At 70.1% G+C, this 19,102-nt stretch carries 14 protein-coding genes; 2 read left to right on the top strand and 12 right to left on the bottom strand.

Annotated features, from left to right (window positions below; translation table 11 throughout):
• Positions 1-20: 20 nt before the first annotated feature.
• Positions 21-1,604 (bottom strand): acyl-CoA carboxylase subunit beta, encoded by a 1,584-nt coding sequence (locus JL475_RS05950; protein WP_202276126.1) that lies wholly within the window; start codon positions 1,602-1,604, stop codon positions 21-23.
• Between the two features lie 530 nt (positions 1,605-2,134).
• Between JL475_RS05950 and JL475_RS05945 the strand changes: the two genes are divergently transcribed.
• On the top strand, positions 2,135-2,743 hold the full coding sequence (locus JL475_RS05945) for a YceI family protein (RefSeq protein WP_202276125.1): 609 nt from the start codon (positions 2,135-2,137) through the stop codon (positions 2,741-2,743).
• Between the two features lie 167 nt (positions 2,744-2,910).
• Here JL475_RS05945 and JL475_RS05940 read toward each other — a convergent pair whose 3' ends face one another.
• The 7 genes from JL475_RS05940 to JL475_RS05915 form a co-directional block, all read right to left on the bottom strand.
• Positions 2,911-4,257 (bottom strand): hypothetical protein, encoded by a 1,347-nt coding sequence (locus JL475_RS05940; protein WP_202276124.1) that lies wholly within the window; start codon positions 4,255-4,257, stop codon positions 2,911-2,913.
• Between the two features lie 92 nt (positions 4,258-4,349).
• Entirely contained in the window at positions 4,350-5,954 is a 1,605-nt protein-coding gene (gene cimA / locus JL475_RS05935; RefSeq protein WP_202276123.1) for a citramalate synthase, read from the bottom strand.
• A 391-nt stretch (positions 5,955-6,345) separates the two neighbouring features.
• Positions 6,346-7,434, bottom strand: a complete 1,089-nt coding sequence (locus JL475_RS05930) for a branched-chain amino acid aminotransferase (protein WP_202276122.1) — start codon at positions 7,432-7,434, stop codon at positions 6,346-6,348.
• 250 nt (positions 7,435-7,684) lie between these two features.
• A complete protein-coding gene (locus JL475_RS05925; protein WP_202276121.1) occupies positions 7,685-8,728 on the bottom strand; it encodes a 3-isopropylmalate dehydrogenase in 1,044 nt (347 codons plus the stop codon).
• Positions 8,729-8,827: 99 nt separating this feature from the next.
• Complete coding sequence (locus tag JL475_RS41160; RefSeq protein ID WP_272932900.1) at positions 8,828-8,959, bottom strand: hypothetical protein; 132 nt, start codon at positions 8,957-8,959, stop codon at positions 8,828-8,830.
• A 336-nt stretch (positions 8,960-9,295) separates the two neighbouring features.
• Positions 9,296-10,936, bottom strand: coding sequence for an L-glutamate gamma-semialdehyde dehydrogenase (gene pruA, locus JL475_RS05920; protein ID WP_202276120.1), 1,641 nt, complete (start codon positions 10,934-10,936; stop codon positions 9,296-9,298).
• Positions 10,937-10,990: 54 nt separating this feature from the next.
• Positions 10,991-11,917, bottom strand: a complete 927-nt coding sequence (locus tag JL475_RS05915) for a proline dehydrogenase family protein (protein ID WP_202276119.1) — start codon at positions 11,915-11,917, stop codon at positions 10,991-10,993.
• A 178-nt stretch (positions 11,918-12,095) separates the two neighbouring features.
• Between JL475_RS05915 and JL475_RS05910 the strand changes: the two genes are divergently transcribed.
• Positions 12,096-13,331, top strand: coding sequence for a CdaR family transcriptional regulator (locus JL475_RS05910; RefSeq protein WP_202276118.1), 1,236 nt, complete (start codon positions 12,096-12,098; stop codon positions 13,329-13,331).
• A 146-nt stretch (positions 13,332-13,477) separates the two neighbouring features.
• Here the strand turns inward: JL475_RS05910 and serA are convergent, their stop codons facing one another.
• The 4 genes from serA to JL475_RS05890 all read right to left on the bottom strand — a co-directional run bounded on the left by serA (position 13,478) and on the right by JL475_RS05890 (position 19,007).
• Complete coding sequence (gene serA, locus JL475_RS05905; RefSeq protein WP_202276116.1) at positions 13,478-15,067, bottom strand: phosphoglycerate dehydrogenase; 1,590 nt, start codon at positions 15,065-15,067, stop codon at positions 13,478-13,480.
• Positions 15,068-15,436: 369 nt separating this feature from the next.
• On the bottom strand, positions 15,437-16,435 hold the full coding sequence (gene ilvC, locus JL475_RS05900) for a ketol-acid reductoisomerase (protein ID WP_202276104.1): 999 nt from the start codon (positions 16,433-16,435) through the stop codon (positions 15,437-15,439).
• Between the two features lie 118 nt (positions 16,436-16,553).
• Positions 16,554-17,078 carry an acetolactate synthase small subunit gene (gene ilvN / locus JL475_RS05895; protein WP_202276102.1) on the bottom strand — a complete coding sequence of 175 codons (525 nt, stop codon included), beginning with the start codon at positions 17,076-17,078 and terminating at the stop codon, positions 16,554-16,556.
• Between the two features lie 21 nt (positions 17,079-17,099).
• Entirely contained in the window at positions 17,100-19,007 is a 1,908-nt protein-coding gene (locus JL475_RS05890) for an acetolactate synthase large subunit (RefSeq protein ID WP_202276091.1), read from the bottom strand.
• Between the last annotated feature and the right edge of the window lie 95 nt (positions 19,008-19,102).

Below are 19,102 nucleotides of genomic sequence, written 5' to 3'. Positions count from 1 at the left end.
GCCGCGGCGGGTCCGCCGGGTTACTGGGGCGGGTTGCCGTGCTTACGGGAAGGCAGGTCGGCGTGCTTGTTCTGGAGCATCGCCAGGGACCGGATCAACACCTCGCGGGTCTCGGCGGGGTCGATGACGTCGTCGACCAGACCGCGTTCGGCCGCGTAGTAGGGGTGCATCAGCTCGGACTTGTACTCCTTGACCATGCGCGCCCGCATGGCGTCCGGGTCCTCGGCGTCGGCGATCTGGCGGCGGAAGATGACGTTGGCCGCGCCCTCCGCGCCCATCACGGCGATCTCGTTGGTGGGCCAGGCGTAGGTGAGGTCGGCGCCGATGGACTGGCTGTCCATGACGATGTACGCGCCGCCGTACGCCTTGCGCAGGATCAGCGAGATGCGCGGCACGGTGGCGTTGCAGTACGCGTACAGCAGCTTCGCGCCGTGGCGGATGATGCCGCCGTGCTCCTGGTCGACGCCCGGGAGGAAGCCGGGGACGTCCAGGAAGGTGAGGATCGGAATGTTGAAGGCGTCGCACATCTGCACGAAACGGGCGGCCTTCTCGGACGCCTCGATGTCGAGCACGCCCGCCAGCGCCTGGGGCTGGTTGGCGACGATGCCGACGACCTGGCCGTCCATCCGGGCCAGCGCGCAGATGATGTTGCGCGCCCAGCGCTCGTGGACCTCGAGGTACTCGCCGTCGTCGACGATCTCCTCGATGACCTTGGCCATGTCGTACGGGCGGTTGCCGTCGGCCGGGACCAGGTCCAGCAGGGTCTCGCCGCGGCGCTCCGCGGGGTCGCCGCTCTCGACCCGCGGGGGGTTCTCGCGGTTGTTCTGCGGGAGCAGCGAGAGGAGGTAGCGCACCTCGGCGATGCACGTCTCCTCGTCGTCGTAGGCGAAATGGCAGACACCGCTGGTCTCGGCGTGCACGTCCGCACCGCCCAGGCCGTTCTGGGTGATCTCCTCACCGGTGACGGCCTTGACCACGTCCGGGCCGGTGATGAACATCTGTGAGGTCTCGCGGACCATGAACACGAAGTCCGTCAGGGCCGGGCTGTAGGCCGCACCGCCCGCACACGGGCCGAGCATCACGCTGATCTGCGGGATGACACCGGACGCCTTGGTGTTGCGCTGGAAGATGCCCCCGTAGCCGGCGAGCGCCGAGACGCCCTCCTGGATACGGGCGCCCGCGCCGTCGTTGAGGGAGACCAGCGGCGCACCCGCCGCGATGGCCATGTCCATGATCTTGTGGATCTTGGTGGCGTGGGCCTCGCCCAGCGCACCGCCGAAGATCCGGAAGTCATGGGCGTAGACGAAGACCGTACGGTCCTCCACCGTGCCCCAGCCGGTGATCACGCCGTCGGAGTACGGCTTCTTGGTCTCCAGGCCGAAGCCGGTCGCCCGGTGCCGGCGCAACTGCTCGACCTCACGGAAGGAGCCCGGATCGAGCAGCAGTTCGATGCGCTCCCGTGCGGTCAGCTTGCCCTTGGCGTGCTGCGCCTGGGTCGCCTTCTCGCTCGGGCCGGCCAGCGCCTGTGCGCGAATCTCGTGCAGTTCGGCCACGCGTCCGCGCGCGTCGGTCGGCTCACCCGGCGCCTCATCCAAAACGGTCATGTAGTGACCTTACGAAGCTCACCCGGGAATGCGAGCCGTCGACTCCTCACAGTCTCCGGGGCGTTTTCCTGGTGCCACTGAACAGAACCGAGGCGACATGCAGGCGTTCCGACTGCTCTGAGGGCCCGTGACTTGTATGGTTCCCATAAAATTCGGGGCCGAGGCACCTCTCACACCCCCGCGCGGCACAGGCCTCCCGGAGGATCCGGCCCGAGACCGGCCGGGGCGCCCCGCATCCGGGGATTCACCGGGCCCACGGCGGCTGCTCGCCCGTGCTCAAAGGCGTTCCCGGATGTTCTCCCGGGGTTCGCCCGTTCGGGTCGGTCCGCCCCGCAGAGGGTAGCGGTTCGAGAGGACAAACGGGCACGGGACATGAAAGACGGAGCCGGAGGGGACCCGTCTTCAGCACCTTCGAGAAGACCCCCGAAAGATGTTGAACTTTAAAGGGAATGTGTCTACAGTGGGTCTCGTCGAAAGTGATTGAACGTTCAACGGGATCATTCGATCCCCGTCCCCAGGAGGAGCACACCATGGGCATCTTCAGCCGCAAGAGCAACGAGACCGCCGCCGCGCCCGCCCCGGCCGCCGTGAACCCGGACCTGGCCGCCCTGACCGGCGACTACACGATCGACCCCTCGCACACCACCATCGGCTTCGTCGCCCGGCACGCGATGGTCACCAACGTCAAGGGAAGCTTCCAGGACTTCACCGGCACGCTGCACCTGGACGGCTCCGACCCGTCCAACTCCACCGCCACCCTCGACGTGGTGATGGAGAGCATCGAGACGGGCAGCGCCGACCGTGACGGTCACCTGAAGAGCTCGGACTTCTTCAAGATCGACGAGTTCCCGACGATGACGTTCCGCTCCACCAAGGCCGAAGCCCTCGGTGGGGACGACTACCGCATCACCGGTGACCTGACGATCCTCGGCACCACCAAGCCGCTCACCATCGACCTGGAGTTCAACGGCTCCGCCACCGACCCGTTCGGCAACCAGCGCATCGGCTTCGAGGGCAAGGCCGAGATCCTGCGCTCCGAGTGGGGCCTGACCTGGAACGCGGCGCTGGAGACGGGCGGCGTCCTGGTCTCCGACAAGATCAAGCTGAACTTCGACATCTCGGCGATCCGCAACGTCTGATCCGCCGACGGCGCGGCCCTGACCGCCGCCACCCTGAGCGCGCCCGCCCCCGGTACCCCCGTACGGGAGGGCGGGCGCTCGGTGTGTCCGGACCTGGCCCCGGGACGCGGCCCCCGGAACCGGGCGCGGGAACGGACCCGGTGTCCGGCGTTCGTCGTGCCCGGCGTTCAGAACCCTCCGCCGAAGTCCCCACCGCCGAAGCCGCCGCCTCCGAAGTCTCCCCCGCCGAAGCCGCCGCCGAAGTCCCCGCTGTCGAAGTCGGCGCCGGAGACGTCTCCGCCCGTGTAGCCACCGAAGTCTCCGTAGCCGGAGCCGTAGTCGGCCGCGTAGGAGGGACCCGCCATCATGCCGCCGAGCATCGTGCCGACCAGCAGACCGGGCAGCAGGCCGCCGCCGAAGTAACCGCCCGCCCAGGGGCCGTAGGCCGGGCCCGCCTCCCAGTAGGGGCGGCGGCCCAGGTCGGTGTCGACCTCGCGGACGGCCGGCTCGTGGCCGTCGGCCAGGCGTGTCCGGTCCGCCGCACAGACCGGGACCTCCCGCTCGGTGCCGCCGGGGGGTGTCCAGGCGGCGTCGGCGACCGAGGGGCCGTGGCGCGGGTCGAAGAAGCAGGGCGGCCTGCGCTCCGGCAGCGGCCGGCCCGCACGGCGGGCGTCGAGCCGCGCCAGCGCGAAGCGGCCGTCCTCCACGGCCTGGGTGACCGCGCGGACGTCCTCCGGCCTGCCGGCCGCGTCCATCAACCGCTTGGACTGCTCGTAGGAGTCCAGCGCGCGCTCGTAGTCGGCGCGCATGGCGTCGTCGGCGCCGGGCTCACCGGGGTGGAAGTCGAGCCGGTCGAGTTCCTCGCCGAACGCGGTGATGTCCTCGTCGACCACCACCCGCAGCTTCTCCAGCGCGGCCCGCTGCTCCGCCTCGTGGCGCCTGCGGTTGCGCCGGGACACCGCGTACGCGCCCGCGCCGCCGGCGGCCAGCAGGGTGCCGGCGGTGATCAGCCCGCCGACGGGGACTCCGTCGGCCCCGCCGCTCCAGGAACTCGGCGCCGAACCGCCGATGTTGCGCAGCGCGTCGTCGACGAAGTCGTTCAGCTGGGCCTTGGCGTCGCCCGCGTCCTGCGCGGCCGTGACCAGGTTCTGCACGCCCTGGCGGCTCAGCACGCTGCTGTCGGCGCGCGCGTCGAACTCGTCGCCGAGACGGATGCCGTACAGACCGGTGATGCCGGTCTCGGTGCGCAGGTTCCGGAAGAGGTTCTCGGTGGGGTAACCGGCCGGGAGGACCGCCACGAGGACGGGTTTGTCCGCGTCCTCGATCTTGTTCGCGAGGGCCTCGGCGTCCGACTCGGACAGGATGCCCCTCGCCTCGGGATCGACGTAGACGGGACTCTCGCGCAGGGCCTGGGCCACGGTCGAGAGGTCGGTGGCCGCGTGCGCACCCGGCGCCCCGGCCGTCAGGACCGCCAGCGCGGCGGCCACGGGCACGATCAGCAGGCGTACGAGGGTACGCGTCAGCGCGTCCTTCATATGTTCGAAGCTACCCGAACCGGGCCGGGAACGGGCATCGGGCCCGGCAGGGGCCCCCGCGACGGCGCGGGGTCCCTGCCGGGCCGGTCCCCTCAGGCCGCCGGTTCGACCCCGGCCCGCAGCAGGCCGTAGGTGTACGCGTCCTCCAGCGCCTGCCAGGACGCGGCGATGACGTTGTCCCCGACGCCCAGGGTCGACCACTCCCCCGCGCCGTCGGACGTGGAGATCAGGACCCGGGTGGTGGAGTGTGTGCCGTGCTTGCCCTCGAGGATGCGGACCTTGTAGTCGACCAGTTCCAGCTTGGCGAGCTGCGGGTAGATCCGCTCCAGGGCGACGCGCAGGGCCCGGTCCAGGGCGTTGACCGGACCGTTGCCCTCCGCCGTGGCGACGATGCGCTCGCTCTTGGCCCACAGTTTCACCGTGGCCTCGTTGGCGTGGGTGCCGTCGGGGCGGTCCTCGACGATCGCGCGCCAGGACTCGACCTCGAAGTACTTCAGCTGCCGGCCCTCGACCTCCGCGCGCAGCAGCAGTTCGAAGCTGGCGTCGGCGGCCTCGTACGTGTAGCCCTTGAGCTCGCGTTCCTTGACCCGCTCCACGACCCGGCCGACCAGTTCGCGGTCGTCTCCCAGGTCGATGCCGAGTTCCTTGCCCTTGAGCTCGATGGAGGCGCGACCGGCCATGTCGGACACCAGCATCCGCATGGTGTTGCCGACCCGCTCGGGGTCGATGTGCTGGTACAGGTCCGGGTCGACCTTGATGGCGGAGGCGTGCAGGCCGGCCTTGTGGGCGAAGGCGGAGACACCCACGTAGGGCTGGTGGGTGGACGGGGTCAGGTTGACCACCTCGGCGATGGCGTGCGAGATGCGCGTCATCTCCCGGAGCCGTCCCTCGGGCAGGACCTTCTTGGCGTACTTGAGCTCCAGCGCCGCCACCACCGGGAACAGGTTGGAGTTGCCGACGCGCTCGCCGTAGCCGTTGGCCGTGCACTGGACGTGGGTGGCGCCCGCGTCGACGGCGGCGAGGGTGTTGGCGACCGCGCACCCGGTGTCGTCCTGGGCGTGGATGCCGAGCCGGGCGCCGGTGTCGGCGAGCACCGTCGAGACCACGGCCTGGATCTGGGCGGGGAGCATGCCGCCGTTGGTGTCGCACAGGACGACGACGTCGGCGCCGGCCTCCGAGGCCGTGCGGACGACCGACTTGGCGTACTCGGGGTTGGCGCGGTAACCGTCGAAGAAGTGCTCGCAGTCGACGAACACCCGGCGGCCCTCGGCCGTGAGGAAGGCGACGGTGTCGCGGACCATCTCCAGGTTCTCGTCCAGGGTGGTGCGCAGGGCGAGCTCGACATGGCGGTCGTGGGACTTGGCGACCAGCGTGATCACCTGCGCGCCGGAGGCGAGGAGCGCCCTGACCTGCGGGTCCTCGGCAGCGGTGGTGCCGGCGCGACGAGTGGCGCCGAAGGCGACCAACTGGGCGTGCCGGAACTCGATCTCCTGTTGGGCACGGGCGAAGAACTCGGTGTCTCTCGGGTTCGCGCCCGGCCAGCCGCCCTCGATGAAGCCCACACCGAAGTCGTCCAGGTGCCGTGCGATGGCCAGCTTGTCGGCGACCGTGAGGTTGATGCCCTCGCGCTGGGCTCCGTCGCGCAGGGTGGTGTCGAAGACGTGGAACGAGTCGTCGGGCTCACTGGTTGCGGTCATGGTCTGAAGGCTCCTGAGGTTGGATCTCGGTCTACCGGAATGACCGGTTCCACCGTCCCCCATGGTCCCTCACGCCGGCTTCCCGGCTTCTGGTGGGCCAGGAAACAGAAAAACCTCTCGCGGGTGCGAGAGGTCTGCGCGCGGGTCGAGGACGACGGTGTCCGCCTGTACGTTGTCGTACGGGCGGTCACTGCGGACCGGCGCGCCTGCTGCCAATAATCATGGCGAACGAGAGCACGGCGGCAGTCTGGCACAATCCGGCTCCACGACCACCGTCCGTCTCAGGATACGGGCGCTGGGTGTCCGCCCTTCGGCGACCGGACGAACCGCCCCCGCGAACGGGCCGCCGCGGACGGTGGGGTCCGGGCGGCCCTGGCACGGCAAACGGGAGTCAGCCCAGGGGGTGCATCCAGCCCTGCTTGTCCTCGGCCGTGCCGCGCTGGATGTCGAGCAGGGCCTGCCGCAGGCGCAGGGTGACCTCGCCCGGCTCGCCGTCGCTCTGCCGCCACTCGCCGCCGGCCCGCTTGACGGTGCCGACGGGCGTGATGACGGCCGCGGTACCGCAGGCGAACACCTCGGTGAGGGTGCCGTTCTCGGAGTCGCGCTGCCACTGGTCGACCGAGACCCGCTCCTCGACGGCCTCGTAGCCGAGGTCGCGGGCGACGCTCAGCAGGGAGTCACGGGTGACGCCCTCCAGGATGGAGCCGGTGAGGGCCGGCGTGACGATCTTGTTGCCGTACACGAAGTACAGGTTCATGCCGCCGAGCTCCTCGACCCAGGTGTGCTCCACGGCGTCGAGGTAGCAGACCTGGTCGCAGCCCTTGGCCGCGGCCTCGGCCTGGGCGAGCAGCGAGGCGGCGTAGTTGCCGCCCGTCTTCGCGTCGCCCATGCCGCCGGGGACGGCGCGGACGCGGTCCTCGGAGACCCAGATGGAGACCGGCTTCACGCCGCCGGGGAAGTAGGCGCCGGCCGGGGAGGCGATCACCAGGAACAGGTACTCGTTGGCGGGCTTGACGCCCAGCCCGACCTCGGTGGCGATCATGAAGGGGCGCAGGTAGAGGGATTCCTCACCGCCGTGCGCCGGCACCCACGCCTTGTCCTGCCCGACCAGCGCGTCGCACGCCTCGATGAACGTCTCGACCGGCAGCTCGGGCATCGCGAGGCGGCGGGCGGAGCGCTGGAAACGCTCGGCGTTCTTCTCGGGGCGGAAGGTGGCGACGGACCCGTCGGGCCTGCGGTAGGCCTTCAGGCCCTCGAAGATCTCCTGCGCGTAGTGCAGGACGTGGGTCGCCGGGTCGAGGGGGATCGGCGCGTAGGGGACGAGCTGTCCGTCGTGCCAGCCCCGGCCCTCGGTCCACTTGATCGTCACCATGTGGTCGGTGAAGTGGCGGCCGAATCCCGGGGCGGCCAGGATCGCCTCCCGCTCGGCGTCCGAGAGGGGGTGGGCGGAGGGCTTGAGCTCGATCGTGGGCGTCGTCATGAGTGGTTGTCCTTCACCGGTTGTAGTGACGGGCCGCGCTCACGCCCGTACGGCCGGTGGCCAGTGGTAGGACGTCCGAGCATTCCCTCATTCCGCGGCTCCGCGTTCGATTATCGCCCGGGGGCGGCGGCGGAGGGAACACGGGGTGAATGCGGCCCGGTGGTCGATGGTGGCACCCGGCGGGGACATGGGGAAGCCGCCGGGCGGTTGCGACCGGCGGCTTCGAGTGGTGTCGAGTGTGCGCGCCCGGTCAGCCGGCTACGCGTACGGCGAGCGCGTCGCCGATCTCGGAGGTGCTGCGCGCGGGCAGACCGCCGCGCTCCGCGAGGTCGGCGGAGACGGCTTCCTCGATGCGGGCCGCCTCGGCGTCGTGGCCGAGGTGGCGCAGCAGGAGGGCGACGGAGAGAACCGTGGCGCTCGGGTCCGCCTTGCCCTGGCCGGCGATGTCCGGGGCCGAGCCGTGCACGGGCTCGAACATCGACGGGAACCGGCCGGACGGGTTGATGTTCCCGCTCGCGGCGACGCCGATGCCGCCGGAGACGGCCGCGGCGAGGTCGGTGATGATGTCACCGAAGAGGTTGTCGGTGACGATGACGTCGAAGCGGGCCGGGTCGGTGACCAGGTAGATCGTCGCGGCGTCGACGTGGATGTAGTCGGTGGTGACCTCGGGGAACTCCGCGGCCACCTTGTTGAAGACGTTCGTCCACAGATGGCCGGCGAAGGTCAGCACGTTGTTCTTGTGGACCAGCGTGAGCTTCTTGCGCGGGCGGGCCTGGGCACGGGCGAAGGCGTCACGCACGACACGCTCGACACCGTAGGCCGTGTTGACGGAGACCTCGGTGGCGACCTCGTGCTCGGTGCCCTTGCGGATGGTGCCGCCGTTGCCGGTGTAGGGGCCCTCGGTGCCCTCCCGGACCACGACGAAGTCGATCTCCGGCTGCCCCGCGAGCGGCGTGGACACACCCGGCAGGAGCTTCGACGGCCGCAGGTTGACGTGGTGGTCGAAGGCGAAGCGGAGCTTGAGCAGGAAGCCGCGCTCCAGGACCCCGGAGGGGACGCTCGGATCGCCGATGGCACCGAGCAGGATGGCGTCGTACTGCTTCAGCGCGTCGAGGTCGGCCTCGGTGAGGGTCTCACCGGTGGCGTGGTAGCGCCGCGCGCCGAAGTCGAACTCCTTGGTCTCCAGCTTCACATCCTGCGGAAGGACGGCGGAGAGGACCTTGAGACCTTCGGTCACGACTTCCTGGCCGATGCCGTCACCGGGGATCACTGCGAGATTGATGCTGCGAGACATGCGGGCACCCTACTCCTCGTCCCATGCTCTGACATGAGCCGTCCGGGATGCGGACACCCGCATGGGGGGGGACCACCGACCGGCACCGCCCGGAGCGGCTCAGTGGCCGGTCGAGCCGCCGTTGTCCCGGCGGTCGAGGGCGCGCTGGAGGGCGGCCGCGGCGTTCTTGCGGTCGGACTCGCTCGTACGGGAGGCGTGGCGGACGCGGCGGCGGACAGCGGTCTCGGGCATGGGGATCGACTCCTTCGACAAGCCTGGTGCGACGGGAATGCAGAGGGAAAAACGCGTCACCGGAAGGGGCGGGGAGCGGGGGCCGCAGGGATTGCCTGCATGGGGCCCGGCTCACGACCGCCGTTCGCTTGATCGAGCGAGACGTTCGGCTCCTACAAAAATAAGGGTGCGCAGGGCATCTGTCTGCACAATTGCTCGGACTTCCTACTATCTGAGACAGTGGACCGCGTCACACCGCCGTGACCTGCGAAAACGTCAAACGGGCCAGGTCCGTACGACCTGGCCCGTCCGACGGGGCAGCGGCAGCGGGTACGAAGGTCCCGCTGCCGGGGGGCGTCAGCCCATGTGCGGGTACGTGTAGTCGGTCGGCGGGACCAGCGTCTCCTTGATGGCACGGGTCAGGGTCCAGCGCATCAGGTTCTGCGGGGCGCCGGCCTTGTCGTTGGTGCCGGAGGCACGACCGCCGCCGAAGGGCTGCTGGCCGACGACGGCACCGGTCGACTTGTCGTTGATGTAGAAGTTGCCGGCCGCGTAGCGCAGCTTCTCCATCGTGTACGCGGCGGCCGCGCGGTCGTTCGCGATGACCGAGCCGGTCAGCGCGTAGTCGGACACCGCCTCCATCTGGGTCAGCATCTCGTCGTAGGCGTCGGCCGCGCTGTCGTCGTACACGTGCACGGCGAGGAAGGGGCCGAAGTACTCGGTGCGGAAGACCTCGTTGTCCGGGTCGTCGCACTCGACGACGGTCGGACGGACGAAGTAGCCGACGGAGTCGTCGTAGCTGCCGCCCGCGACGATCGTGCAGGACGGGTCCTCCTTGGCACGGTCGATCGCGGCCTTGTTCTTGGCGAAGGACCGCTCGTCGATGACGGCGCCGATGAAGTTGGACAGGTCGGTGACGTCACCCATCTTGATGCCGTCGATCTCGGCGGCGAACTCCTCCTTGAACCCGGAGTTCCAGATGGAGGCCGGGATGTACGCGCGGGAGGTCGCCGAGCACTTCTGGCCCTGGTACTCGAAGGCACCGCGGGTCAGCGCCGTCTTGAGGATCGCGCGGTCGGCCGACGGGTGGGCGACGACGAAGTCCTTGCCACCGGTCTCACCGACCAGCCGCGGGTAGGTGCGGTACTTCTCGATGTTGTTGCCGACCGTCTTCCACAGGTGCTGGAAGGTCTTGGTCGAGCCCGTGAAGTGGATGCCCGCCAGGTCCCGGTGCTCGAGCGCGACCTCGGAGACCTCGATGCCGTCACCGGTGACGAGGTTGATGACGCCCTTGGGCAGTCCGGCCTCCTCCAGCAGCCGCATCAGCAGCACGGCGGCGTGGGTCTGGGTCGGGGACGGCTTCCAGACCACGACGTTGCCCATCAGCGCGGGCGCGGTGGGCAGGTTGGCGGCGATCGCGCTGAAGTTGAACGGCGTGATCGCGTAGACGAAGCCCTCCAGCGGGCGGTGGTCCATGCGGTTCCACACGCCCGGCGAGTTGGCCGGGGGCTGCTCGGCCAGGATGCCGCGCGCGTAGTGGACGTTGAACCGCCAGAAGTCGATCAGCTCGCAGGGGCTGTCGATCTCAGCCTGCTGGGCGGTCTTGGACTGGCCCAGCATGGTGGAGGCGGCGATGGTCTCGCGCCAGGGGCCCGAGAGCAGTTCGGCGGCGCGCAGGATGATCGCCGCGCGGTCGTCGAAGGACATCGCGCGCCAGGCGGGGGCGGCGGCCAGGGCGGCGTCGATCGCGTCCTGGGCGTCCTGCCGGGTGGCGTTGGCGTAGGTGCCCAGGCGTGCCTTGTGGTTGTGCGGCTGCACGACGTCGAAGCGCTCGCCGCCGCCCATCCGCTTCTCGCCGCCGATGGTGCAGGGCAGGTCGACCGGGTTGTCGGCCAGCTCCTTGAGCTTGGTCTCCAGCCGGGCACGCTCGGGCGTACCGGGGGCGTAGCCGTGCACCGGCTCGTTGACGGGCGTGGGGACCTGGGTCACAGCGTCCATGGGTTCCGTACTCCTTGACTTGAGCGGTGAGTGGGTGAGCGGTGGTGCTCGGGCTCAGCCCTTGCTGACCATCGAGCGCAGGAAGAAGCGCAGGTTCGCCGGCTTCTCCGCCAGACGGCGCATGAAGTAGCCGTACCAGTCGGTGCCGTAGGCCGTGTAGACGCGCATGCGGTGACCCTCGGCGGCCAGTCGCAGGTGCTCGTCGCCGCGGATGCCGTAGAGCATCTGGAACTCGTACTCGTCGAGCTTGCGCCCGGCGGTGCGGGCCAGTTCCTGGGTGATGGAGATCAGGCGCGGGTCGTGGGACCCGATCATCGGGTAGCCCTCGCCCTCCATCAGCGTCCGCAGGATGCGCACGTACGCCTTGTCGATCTCGTGCTTCTGCTGGTAGGCGACCTCGGCGGGCTCCTTGTAGGCGCCCTTCACCAACCGTACGCGACTGCCGTCGGCGGCGAGGCGGCGCGCGTCGGCCTCGGTGCGGAAGAGGTAGGCCTGGATGACGCAGCCGGTCTGCGGGAAGTCCTTCCGCAGTTCCTCGTGGATGGCGAACATCGAGTCGAGGGTGGTGTGGTCCTCGGCGTCGAGGGTGACGGTGGTGCCGATCGCGGCGGCGGCCTCGACGACCGGGCGGACGTTGGCGAGCGCCAGTTCGTGGCCGCCGGGGAGCGCCTGGCCGAACATCGACAGCTTCACCGACATCTCGGCGCGGGTGCCGAGCTCCAGCGGCCCCAGCCGGTCGATCAGCTCCAGGTACGCGTCGCGTGCGGCGGCGGCCTGCTCGGGGGTGGTGATGTCCTCGCCGACGACGTCCATGGTCAGTTCCAGGCCACTGCCGGTGAGCTCCTGGATGATCGGCAGGACCTCGTCGACGGTCTCACCGGGGATGAAGCGGTCGACGACCTGCTTGGTCACCGGGGCCGCCGAGACCAGGCGTCGCATCCGGTCGCTGCGCGACGCGGCGAGAATCACGGGACCCAGCACGGGGCACCTCCACAAGCTGCGAAACGGCCGTCACCCGACGTTTCGGGTACGGCACGGAGAACCACCGTGAAACCTAGGGATTCCTTCGAGCGTGGGCCATCGACAGCTGTCACGCATCCGTGCCGCCGATCTCAGACAGTTGTATGAAGGCCGCGCGGTTCTGCGGGACAATGCGGGGGTGACGTCGGAACACAGGGGCCACTACCAGGAGCTGGTGGACGAGATCTCGGAGCTGCTGGGCGCTCCGGCGACCCTGGAGAACCGCGACTTCGAGCTGATCGCGTTCGGGGCGTACGACAGTGAGGGCGACCTCGATCCGTCCGCGCTGGACCCGGTGCGCACCCGCTCGATCCTGACCCGCCGTTCGACGGCCGCCGTCCGCACCTGGTTCGAGGGTTTCGGCATCACGCGCGCGACCGGTCCGGTGCGCATCCCGCGCACCCCGGAGGCGGGTGTGCACCGCGGACGCATCTGCCTTCCGGTACGCCATCGGGGTGTCGTCCTCGGTTACGTCTGGCTGCTGGATTACGCCCCGGGGCCCTCGGAACGGCAGCTGGACGCGGCCATGCGGGTGACGGCGCGGATCGGCGCGCTGCTCGCGGACGAGGCGCAGCACGGCGCGGACCTGACCCGCGAGCTGCGGGCCGTCCTCAGTGCGGAACGCGACTGGCAGCGCGACATGGCGGTCGCCGAACTCCGTACCGCCCTCGGTGGCCGCGCCGACGGCCCGCACATCATGGTCTGTGTGGCCCCGTGGCCCTCCGCCGACCCCGACGACGCCCCGTCGGTCCGTACGGTGCCGGGCGCGACGGCGCTGTGCACCCTGCCGTGGGGGGCCGCGGACGTGTCGCTGGCGCTGCTGCTGCGGCTACGCGCGTCCGACGTGCTGACCCCGGCGACGACGGCCGCCTCGCGGCTCCTGGAACGGGCGCACGGGAGCGGCCCCGGACACCGGGACGGGGCGGTCGGCGCGCGGGACGGCCGAAGCGGCCGTTCCGGTCCCGTCGTGGCCGCCGGGATCGCCGCGCCCCGCGTCGGCCTCGCCGAACTCGACGTCGCCTGGGGCGAGGCGTCGGCGGCGGCCCGCGCCGCCCTGGCCGAGCCCCGGTTCGGCCCGGCGGCCCGGTGGACCTCGATCGGCTCCTACCGGCTCCTGACCGCGCTCCCCGCGCGGGCCGCCCACGACCCCGTCGTCGGCCCGCTGCTCGCCCCGGCGCACCGGGAACTCGCCCGCACCGCCGAGACCTATCTCGACTGCGCGGGCCAGGCCGGCCGCACGGCTGCCGAGCTGGGCATCCACCGTCAGACCCTGTATTACCGCCTGTCCCGCATCGAGCAGCTCACCGGCCTCGACCTGGACGACGGCGAGGACCGGCTCCTGCTGCACATGGTGCTGAAGGCGCACCGCCTGTGATCACCGGGAGCCGCGTCGGCGCCGAGGGGCGGCCTTGATCACCTGGCCGACGGAAAGGGCGCCGGGCGGCCGAGACAGTTCTCGGCCGCCCGGCGCCCTTCAGTCCGGACGGGGACCCGGGGCCGGGGCTCCCGGGGACGACGGGATCAGACCAGGTTCACCGACCGGGCCGACGTCGCCCCGATCTCCGTCGAGAGCTCACCCAGCACCGCGGTGGACACCGTGTCGTCGACCGTCAGCACGGCGAGCGCCTCGCCGCCGACCGTCGCGCGGGCGACCTGCATGCCGGCGATGTTGATGCCCGCCTCGCCCAGGATGCGGCCCACGGTGCCGACGACACCCGGACGGTCCTCGTAGCGCAGGACGACCATGTGGTCGGCGAGCGCGAGGTCCACGTCGTAGTCGCCGACCGCGACGATCTTCTGGACGTTCTTGTGCCCGGCCAGCGTGCCGGAGACCGCGATCTCCTCGCCGTCGGCGAGGGTGCCGCGCACGGTGACCACGTTGCGGTGGTCGGCCGACTCGGAGCTGGTGGTCAGCCGCACCTCGACGCCCCGCTCCTGGGCGAACAGGGGCGCGTTCACATAGGAGACCGTCTCGTCGACGACGTCCTCGAAGACGCCCTTGAGGGCGGAGAGCTCCAGCACCTTCACGTCGTGCTGGGTGATCTCGCCGTACACCTCGACGTCGAGGCGGACCGCGACCTCACCGGCGAGCGCGGTGAAGATCCGGCCGAGGCGCTCGGCGAGCGGCAGGCCCGGCTTGACGTCCTCGGCGATGACCCCGCCCTGCACGTTCACCGCGTCCGGGACCAGCTCACCGGCGAGCGCGAGACGCACCGAGCGGGCGACGGCGATGCCGGCCTTCTCCTGGGCCTCGTCGGTGGAGGCACCGAGGTGCGGGGTGCAGACGACCTGGTCGAACTCGAACAGCGGGGAGTCCGTGCACGGCTCCTTGGCGTACACGTCGAGGCCCGCGCCGGCGACGCGGCCCTCCTTGAGCGCCGAGTACAGCGCCTCCTCGTCGACGATGCCGCCGCGCGCGGCGTTGATGACGCGCACGCTCGGCTTGACCTTGCGCAGCGCCTCGTCGCCGATCAGGCCGAGCGTCTCCGGGGTCTTGGGCAGGTGGACGGTGATGAAGTCGGAGACCTCGAGCAGCTCGTCCAGCGACAGCACCTTCACGCCCATCTGCGCGGCCCGCGCGGGCTGCACATAGGGGTCGTAGGCGACGATCTTCATGCCGAAGGCGGACATGCGCTGCGCGACGAGGGCGCCGATCCGCCCCAGACCCACGACCCCGAGGGTCTTCTCGGCGAGCTCGACGCCCGTGTACTTGCTGCGCTTCCACTCGTGGTTCTTCAGCGCGGCGTTGGCCTGCGGAATGTTGCGCGCGGTGGCGACGATCAGACCGCAGGCGAGTTCCGCGGCGGTCACGATGTTCGAGGTGGGGGCGTTGACCACCATCACGCCCGCCTTGGTGGCGGCGGAGACGTCGACGTTGTCCAGGCCGACCCCGGCCCGCGCGACGACCTTGAGCTTCTTCGCGGCGGCGATGGCCTCGGCGTCGACCTTGGTGGCGGAACGGATCAGGATCGCGTCCACGTCGGCGATGGCAGGCAGGAGTTCCGCCCGGTCCGCGCCGTTGCAGTGGCGGATCTCGAAGTCCGGTCCGAGCGCGTCCACGGTCGCGGGCGACAGCTCTTCGGCGATGAGTACGACAGGTTTCGAGCTCACGTGAGTCCTCACATGTCCATGGGGGCACCACCCGCGCGCGGGTGGCGCTACGGGGGACGACGGCCGTCCCGACGGCCGCATGCGGTGGAGGGGGGCGGCGCCGGGGTGGCCTGCATTCCTCGGTGTCGCTTAGCCGCGTGGAAGACGCACGACGCTGTGGGCCTGACGCGTATGTCTCAGCAGTGTAGTGGCGCCGGGGCGCCGTCCTGCGTCACTGCGGAAGGATCATCCGGAAGTGGCCGGGCAGGCCTGCCAACGAAGAATCCAGCCCCTGTGGCGTTGGGAGATACGGGGTGGGGGGCGAAGCCTCCGCGACGGCGCCGGCGGGCCGGGGCGGCCCGGGCACGGCGCCGTCGCGGGGCGCTCGGCTCACGCGTCTTCGTTGACCCAGCTCATCAGCTTGCGCAGCTCCTTGCCGGTGGTCTCCAGGAGGTGCTCGGAGTCCTGCTTCTTGTACTCGTTGTACTTCTTCAGACCGCCGTGGTACTCGTCCATCCACTGCTGGGCGAAGGAGCCGTCCTGGATCTCAGCGAGGACCTTCTTCATCTCGGCCTTGGTGGCGTCGGTGATGATCCGCGGGCCGGTGACGTAGTCGCCCCACTCGGCGGTCTCGGAGATCGACCAGCGCATCTTCTCCAGGCCGCCCTCGTACATGAGGTCGACGATCAGCTTCAGCTCGTGCAGGCACTCGAAGTAGGCGATCTCCGGCTGGTAGCCCGCCTCGGTCAGCGTCTCGAAGCCCGCCTTGACCAGCGCCGCGGTGCCACCGCAGAGGACGGCCTGCTCACCGAACAGGTCGGTCTCGGTCTCCTCGGTGAAGGTCGTCTTGATGACGCCGGCGCGGGTGCCGCCGATGCCCTTGGCGTACGACAGGGCCAGCGCGAAGGCGTTGCCCGTGGCGTCCTGCTCGACGGCCGCGATGCACGGAACGCCGCGGCCCTCCTCGTACTGGCGGCGCACCAGGTGGCCCGGGCCCTTGGGGGCGACCATGCAGACGTCCACGCCGGCCGGCGGCTTGATGAAGCCGTAGCGGATGTTCAGGCCGTGACCGAAGAACAGGGCGTCGCCGTCCTTCAGGTTGTCCTTGATGTGCTCCTCGTAGACCTGGGCCTGGATCGGGTCCGGGACGAGGATCATGATGACGTCGGCCTCGGCGGCGGCCTCGGACGGGGTCACCACGCGCAGGCCCTGCTCCTCGGCCTTGGCCTTGGACTTGGAGCCCTCGTGCAGACCGACACGGACGTCGACACCCGAGTCACGGAGCGACAGGGCGTGGGCGTGGCCCTGGCTGCCGTAACCGATGACCGCGACCTTGCGGCCCTGGATGATGGACAGGTCGGCGTCGGCGTCGTAGAACAGCTCGGCCACTTTGGGTTCTCTCCTTGTGTGCGGGTGTCGCTTCCCACCGTATGACGGTGAGGGGACGGGAAGTCTTGGGGTCTCGGAATACGGGCGGCCGGTGTGTCGCCGACCGCCCGGTTCCGCCTTACGCCGATCGGTCGAGAGCGCGCAGCGACCGGTCGGTGATCGAACGGGCACCGCGTCCGATCGCGATCGTCCCGGACTGGACCAGTTCCTTGATGCCGAACGGTTCCAGCATCTTGAGCATGGCGGACAGCTTGTCGCTGCTGCCGGTGGCCTCGATGGTGACGGCCTCCGGGGAGACGTCCACGGTCTTGGCGCGGAACAGCTGGACGATCTCGACGATCTGGGAACGCGTCTCGTTGTCGGCGCGCACCTTCACCAGGACGAGTTCGCGCTGGACGGCCTGCGACGGCTCGAGTTCGACGATCTTCAGAACGTTGACGAGCTTGTTGAGCTGCTTGGTCACCTGCTCCAGCGGGAACTCCTCGACGCTCACCACGATGGTGATGCGGGAGATGTCGGGGTGCTCGGTGACACCGACGGCGAGCGAGTCGATGTTGAAGCCGCGGCGGGAGAACAGCGCGGCGATCCGGGCCAGGATGCCGGGGGTGTTCTCCACCAGGACGGAGAGCGTGTGCTTGGACATGATCTCTTGGGTCTCTCTCGCTCAGTCGTCTTCGTTGTCGCCGAAGTCGGGGCGGACGTCGCGGGCGGCCATGATCTCGTCGTTGGAGGTGCCGGCGGCGACCATCGGCCACACCATGGCGTCCTGGTGGACGATGAAGTCGACGACGACCGGGCGGTCGTTGATCGAGTTCGCCTCCTCGATGACCTTGTCGAGGTCCGCCGGGTCCTCGCAGCGGATCGCGTGGCAGCCCATGGCCTCCGACAGCTTGACGAAGTCGGGCACGCGGGTGCCGGCACTCCGCTGCGTGGCCGGTCCCACGGCGGAGCCGCCGTTCAGATCGGTGGGGGTGTTGCTCGTCTCGACGGGGCCGGAGCCCAGCACGGTGTTGGAGTACCGCTGGTTGTAGAACAGGGTCTGCCACTGGCGGACCATCCCGAGAGCGCCGTTGTTGATGACGGCGACCTTGATCGGGATGTTGTTCAGGGCGCAGGTGGTGAGTTCCTGGTTGGTCATCTGGAAGCAGCCGTCGCCGTCGATCGCCCAGACGGCCCGGCCGGGCTGTCCGGCCTTGGCGCCCATGGCCGCCGGGACGGCGTAGCCCATGGTTCCGGCGCCGCCGGAGTTCAGCCAGGTGGCGGGCTTCTCGTACTGGATGAAGTGCGCGGCCCACATCTGGTGCTGGCCCACGCCCGCAGCGAAGATCGTGTCCTCGGGCGCCAGCTGTCCGATGCGCTCGATGACCTGCTGCGGGGAGAGCGAACCGTCCTCGGGCTGGTCGTAGCCCAGGGGGTAGGTGTCGCGCCAGCGGCTCAGGTCCTTCCACCAGGCCGCATACCTCGACCTGGCGGCCTCGCCCCAGTGACCCTCGGCGTGCTCCTTCTGGACGGCCTGGACGAGGTCGGCGAGGACCTCGCGGGCGTCACCGACGATCGGCACGTCGGCGGCGCGGTTCTTGCCGATCTCGGCCGGGTCGATGTCGGCGTGGATGATCCTGGCGTACGGGGCGAAGCTGTCCAGCTTGCCGGTGACGCGGTCGTCGAAGCGGGCTCCGAGGGCGACGATCAGGTCGGCCTTCTGCAGCGCGGTGACGGCGGTGACCGAACCGTGCATGCCCGGCATTCCCACGTGCAGCGGGTGGCTGTCGGGGAATGCTCCGAGTCCCATCAGGGTGGTGGTGACGGGAGCACCGGTGAGTTCCGCGAGGACCTTCAGCTCGGCCGTGGCGCGGGCCTTGATGACACCGCCGCCGACGTAGAGGACCGGCCGCTTCGCGGCGGTGATCAGCTTGGCCGCCTCGCGGATCTGCTTGGCGTGCGGCTTGGTGACGGGCCGGTAGCCGGGCAGGTCCATGGTGGGCGGCCAGGAGAAGGTGGTCTTCGCCTGGAGGGCGTCCTTGGCGATGTCCACCAGCACCGGACCGGGACGGCCGGTGGCGGCGATGTGGAAGGCCTGCGCGATCACCCGGGGGATGTCCTCGGCCTTGGTGACCAGGAAGTTGTGCTTGGTGATCGGCATGGTGATGCCGACGATGTCCGCTTCCTGGAAGGCGTCCGTGCCGATCGCCTTGGAGGCGACCTGGCCGGTGATCGCGACCAGCGGCACGGAGTCCATGTGCGCGTCGGCGATCGGGGTGACCAGGTTGGTGGCGCCGGGGCCCGAGGTCGCCATGCAGACGCCCACCTTGCCGGTGGCCTGCGCGTACCCCGTGGCCGCGTGGCCGGCGCCCTGCTCGTGCCGGACCAGGACGTGACGCACCCGGGTGGAGTCCATCAGCGGGTCGTAGGCGGGAAGGATCGCACCGCCGGGGATGCCGAATACCGTGTCGGCGCCGACCTCCTCGAGAGAGCGAATGAGGGACTGCGCGCCCGTGACGCTCTCGGGGGTGGACTGCTGTCCTCCGGATCGGGGCCGCGGCTGCGGATGGGCCCCGGTGGCCTGCTCGGTCATCGGCTTCTCTTCTCGATGCTGAGGGTTCTTGCGAGGTTTGTGCGGTGTGTGCGAGCGGTGCGGCAGGTGCTGGTGCAACAAAAAACCCCTCGTGC

The organism is Streptomyces sp. M2CJ-2 (genome assembly GCF_016757295.1).
Lineage (GTDB): Bacteria > Actinomycetota > Actinomycetes > Streptomycetales > Streptomycetaceae > Streptomyces.
The sequence above is the reverse complement of the archived record's forward strand: the minus strand, read 5'-3'. Positions and strand labels throughout refer to the sequence as shown.

What these genes read in the sequence shown, in the direction of transcription:
- JL475_RS05950 (WP_202276126.1), bottom strand. Translation starts at nt 1,604, where the DNA reads ATGACCGTTTTGGATGAGGCGCCGGGTGAGCCGACCGACGCGCGCGGA.
- JL475_RS05945 (WP_202276125.1), top strand. Translation starts at nt 2,135, where the DNA reads ATGGGCATCTTCAGCCGCAAGAGCAACGAGACCGCCGCCGCGCCCGCC.
- JL475_RS05940 (WP_202276124.1), bottom strand. Translation starts at nt 4,257, where the DNA reads ATGAAGGACGCGCTGACGCGTACCCTCGTACGCCTGCTGATCGTGCCC.
- cimA (WP_202276123.1), bottom strand. Translation starts at nt 5,954, where the DNA reads ATGACCGCAACCAGTGAGCCCGACGACTCGTTCCACGTCTTCGACACC.
- JL475_RS05930 (WP_202276122.1), bottom strand. Translation starts at nt 7,434, where the DNA reads ATGACGACGCCCACGATCGAGCTCAAGCCCTCCGCCCACCCCCTCTCG.
- JL475_RS05925 (WP_202276121.1), bottom strand. Translation starts at nt 8,728, where the DNA reads ATGTCTCGCAGCATCAATCTCGCAGTGATCCCCGGTGACGGCATCGGC.
- JL475_RS41160 (WP_272932900.1), bottom strand. Translation starts at nt 8,959, where the DNA reads ATGCCCGAGACCGCTGTCCGCCGCCGCGTCCGCCACGCCTCCCGTACG.
- pruA (WP_202276120.1), bottom strand. Translation starts at nt 10,936, where the DNA reads ATGGACGCTGTGACCCAGGTCCCCACGCCCGTCAACGAGCCGGTGCAC.
- ilvN (WP_202276102.1), bottom strand. Translation starts at nt 17,078, where the DNA reads ATGTCCAAGCACACGCTCTCCGTCCTGGTGGAGAACACCCCCGGCATC.
- JL475_RS05890 (WP_202276091.1), bottom strand. Translation starts at nt 19,007, where the DNA reads ATGACCGAGCAGGCCACCGGGGCCCATCCGCAGCCGCGGCCCCGATCC.